Here is a 3,429-nt window from a genome sequence, read left to right on the forward strand (position 1 = left end):
AAGGGTCAAAGTCGCGTGGCTTTTCCAACCTATAGCAATTTTCACTAATTCTAGATAAACTCATTAAAATATAAATTTATTTTCTAGGCACACTCTTAAAAAATTTATGCATTTCACTATAGGTACAATTCCGTCCATCTTTCTCTTTTGAAATCATAGATTTATTTGCATTACGTAATGCTTTCTCGAAATTTCCTCCATGATCACACAAAAAATCATGCAACCCCCCACTCTTAATAAAAAACTTCTCAGTCTTATCATATCCACAAAGAGTATTCAATTCCCTTACAATATCATTAGATTCGCGATATTCTTTTGTTGTACACTTAAAATGATAAAGGAACCACATTTCTATACATCTTTCATTTTCAAAAAATTCTATATAGCACTTATTTTTCGTTGTTTGATTATATTTATTCTTCAATTTATAATAATCAAAGCGATTTTTACCTTCTTTCTTATTATCCATATCAATAAGGACATACACTGAATCATACCCCAAAACAGTGCACTCCTTTATACTTTTCTCCAATTGCGCCATAGAGGTATGCTTGGGAAGTTTGGGAACAATATTTACCCTTATAAAGTCACTAAGAGAATTCAAATAATACTTTTCTGTTATTCCTTCCCCTATAACAGCAATCGTTTTATTACTAGTTCTTATTTTCTTTTTCATACTAAAATATTGAACCCAATTCAGGTTTAGCCCCTAACTTCCCTATTTTATATGCATTATATAAAGAAACATTCTTATGTAGCCCAAAATCTCTAGCAGAATACAGCTCTGTCGCACCAGTTTCTTTAGACTTCGCTGTAAACCATACAATATCTCTCCTCACAAACTCCTCATTTAAGAGCATTTGATCATGTGTTGCAAGAATAATTTGAGAAGCTTGAGTATGCATCATAAAAAAGCTTAGATAATATATAAATAAATCATAATGAATACTCCTCTCTAATTCATCATATATATATATATGATTATCCTTAGTCATATTATACAAACGCCCCAATAATGTAAAATACTTCAACGTTCCTAATGATTGCAAACGTTGACTTAAAGAAAAATCACCCGCCTTTGTATGATGAACAAAAATAACTTCATCTCTTTTTTGCTCCAATAACTTCTCTCTATCTTTTTCTGAAATAGTTTTATCATTTAAAATACTGTCTATTACTTTTTGAGGAAGTTCTTTCTTTTCAAGTTTAATATCCGAAATATTAAAATCAGCTTTACCTAAAGCTTTTAAAAAGAATTCTTTTTTTTCTACATCTTTAATAATATCCTCTGCGGTCTCGATGACCTCACCTTTATCTTCATCCAATTCATGTACATTATTTACAATCCACTCATGCACGGTTTTCACAGGGAGCGCCTCTACCGATATTTTTGCATAAGTAGACAAAACTGTATGATTATTCAATGTATTAGCAATCATGGCACTTTTTGATTTCGCAGCCAACCCCAACGAGCCACCAAACTCAATTTTAGGGATTTGATCCTCTCCCACAAAGTTCCTTTTATAAAACAAAGACATCACACCATTAGGGGCATATTCCATTTTCTCTTGCAAAACAAAATTCTTATTATAAGAAATTGAATATTCATATTTTATAGAATCAATATAAAATATACATGAATACTTTGTAGGCTCATCAACATTTAATGCAAAAGGCTCGTAAAAAATTGTACTTTCTTTTTTCCATAAAGGCTTACACAACATCTCCCAAAAATTTTGAATCGCACAAAGAATATTAGACTTACCAGAAGCGTTTGCTCCGTACAAAACAATCATTTTCAGTAAAGATACATTAGGCTTTACTTGATAAGTAAGAAATTCTCTTGAAATATCATCTTTTGATGCCTCAAAAGAAAGTACTTGCTCATCTTTGATCGACATGAAATTCTGAACCCTAAATTCTTGTATCATATTTTATCTTCTTATTTCGTAATTTCCATACAAAAATAACGTTTCAAATCTATTTTTGTTGCATTTTCTCCTTTTTTTTTCAACAAATCTATTTTACGACATACATATATTGCTATTCCCAAACAAATAATATTTTCGAACAAACAAAACTTTACAATATTCAACAAAAGCACATTTAAACTTTCTCTTTTCGATTAGGATGACTTTCATTTTCAATTTGCCGGAGCATCCACTCCATCGACGTATCCGCATCCTTTTTAAAATAGTCATTTTCCATTAATGCTTTAGCGTTTTCCTCGGCTGTCAATTTCACATAGGCATCAAATTGTTTTTCTGATTTATGACCGGTGAGCAACATGATAGAACGTTTAGGCAAGCCTAATTTATAAAAATTCGTGGCACCCGATCTACGAGCGGTATGAGTCGTAATCACCTCCCATTTTTTCTTGATATATTCCTTCAGCTCCCCTCCTTCCGTGCGATAAACGACAACATCGTCGTCCATGCCCGCTATTCGGCACACTAACTTTATTTGCTTATTCAAAAATTGCTCACAAAATTTACATTGTAGATCAAAACCTGACTCCAATATTTCTTGAATCACGGGGTGCATCGGAATTTTAACGGGATCAGGCTTCCGGATAGAAGAACCTTTTTTAGGCAACACGGTTATAACCCCATCCCGAATGTTATAATCTTGAATCCGGTTAAAATCAGAAACACGCATGGCTGTAAACGCCCCGATCAAGAATTTTTTACGCGCCTTATCCAACGATTGAATCCTAGCCCGGACATTATTCAAACGCACATCATTACTTATCCTTTTCACCGCATCTTCATCAATAACTAAACGATGAAGTCGCAATAATTCTATTTCACTCAATGCTATCGTATCTGCAACCTCCGCCTCGACATCAAATTCTTTATAATCGGTGTTATTATGCAATTTATCAACTTCATGCGCATGCTTCATGAAGGCTCTCAAATTCTTAAACAACGTGCCAATGTAATTTCGAGCATAATCCTTCTCTACCAGCCACATTTTGAATTCCTCTGCAAATTTCAAAGTTATATCATCAAAATAGAATGTCTTATGTTTGACCTCTTCATACTCCCGAAGTTTATTCAAACACGTCGTGTACGATCTTTTAGTGAAGCCCGATTTCCCACTAACAGGAATATACTCCTCTATATAAGTAAGTAATTTTTTATCCTTGCGCTTGATCTCGATAGCATTATTCCCTTTCAAAAATAATTCCACCTTCTTTTTGAAATCTTCTCCCGATGGTACCTTAAAATCTTGTTTAAAATAAAGTATTGCGTTTTTTATTGCCGTCTCCACGGCTACGAGTTTATTGTTTATCGCTCCCGCCTCGGAACAACCTTTACATTTAGCATTTCTAAAATTGACAACCTTCACACTTTCACCTGTAGGATAAGCGTAGCGTTTCCCGCCATAGCGAATAAATGGGCTCACGTGAAAAATTAGGTGGATCAT

3 protein-coding genes are annotated in these 3,429 nt (G+C 33.6%); all 3 read right to left on the minus strand.

Annotation, left to right across the window (positions count from 1 at the left end; all coding sequences use genetic code 11):
* Nucleotides 1–76: 76 nt before the first annotated feature.
* Nucleotides 77–676 carry an RloB family protein gene (locus DWW52_RS20725; RefSeq protein WP_233557007.1) on the minus strand — a complete coding sequence of 200 codons (600 nt, stop codon included), beginning with the start codon at nucleotides 674–676 and terminating at the stop codon, nucleotides 77–79.
* A 1-nt stretch (nucleotide 677) separates the two neighbouring features.
* Nucleotides 678–1,931 carry an ATP/GTP-binding protein gene (locus DWW52_RS20730; RefSeq protein WP_118717858.1) on the minus strand — a complete coding sequence of 418 codons (1,254 nt, stop codon included), beginning with the start codon at nucleotides 1,929–1,931 and terminating at the stop codon, nucleotides 678–680.
* A 175-nt stretch (nucleotides 1,932–2,106) separates the two neighbouring features.
* The coding region (locus DWW52_RS20735; protein WP_118717860.1) for a site-specific integrase at nucleotides 2,107–3,429 on the minus strand (1,323 nt) is incomplete at its 5' end.

It is taken from the genome of Odoribacter sp. AF15-53 (genome assembly GCF_003479425.1).
GTDB lineage: Bacteria > Bacteroidota > Bacteroidia > Bacteroidales > Marinifilaceae > Butyricimonas.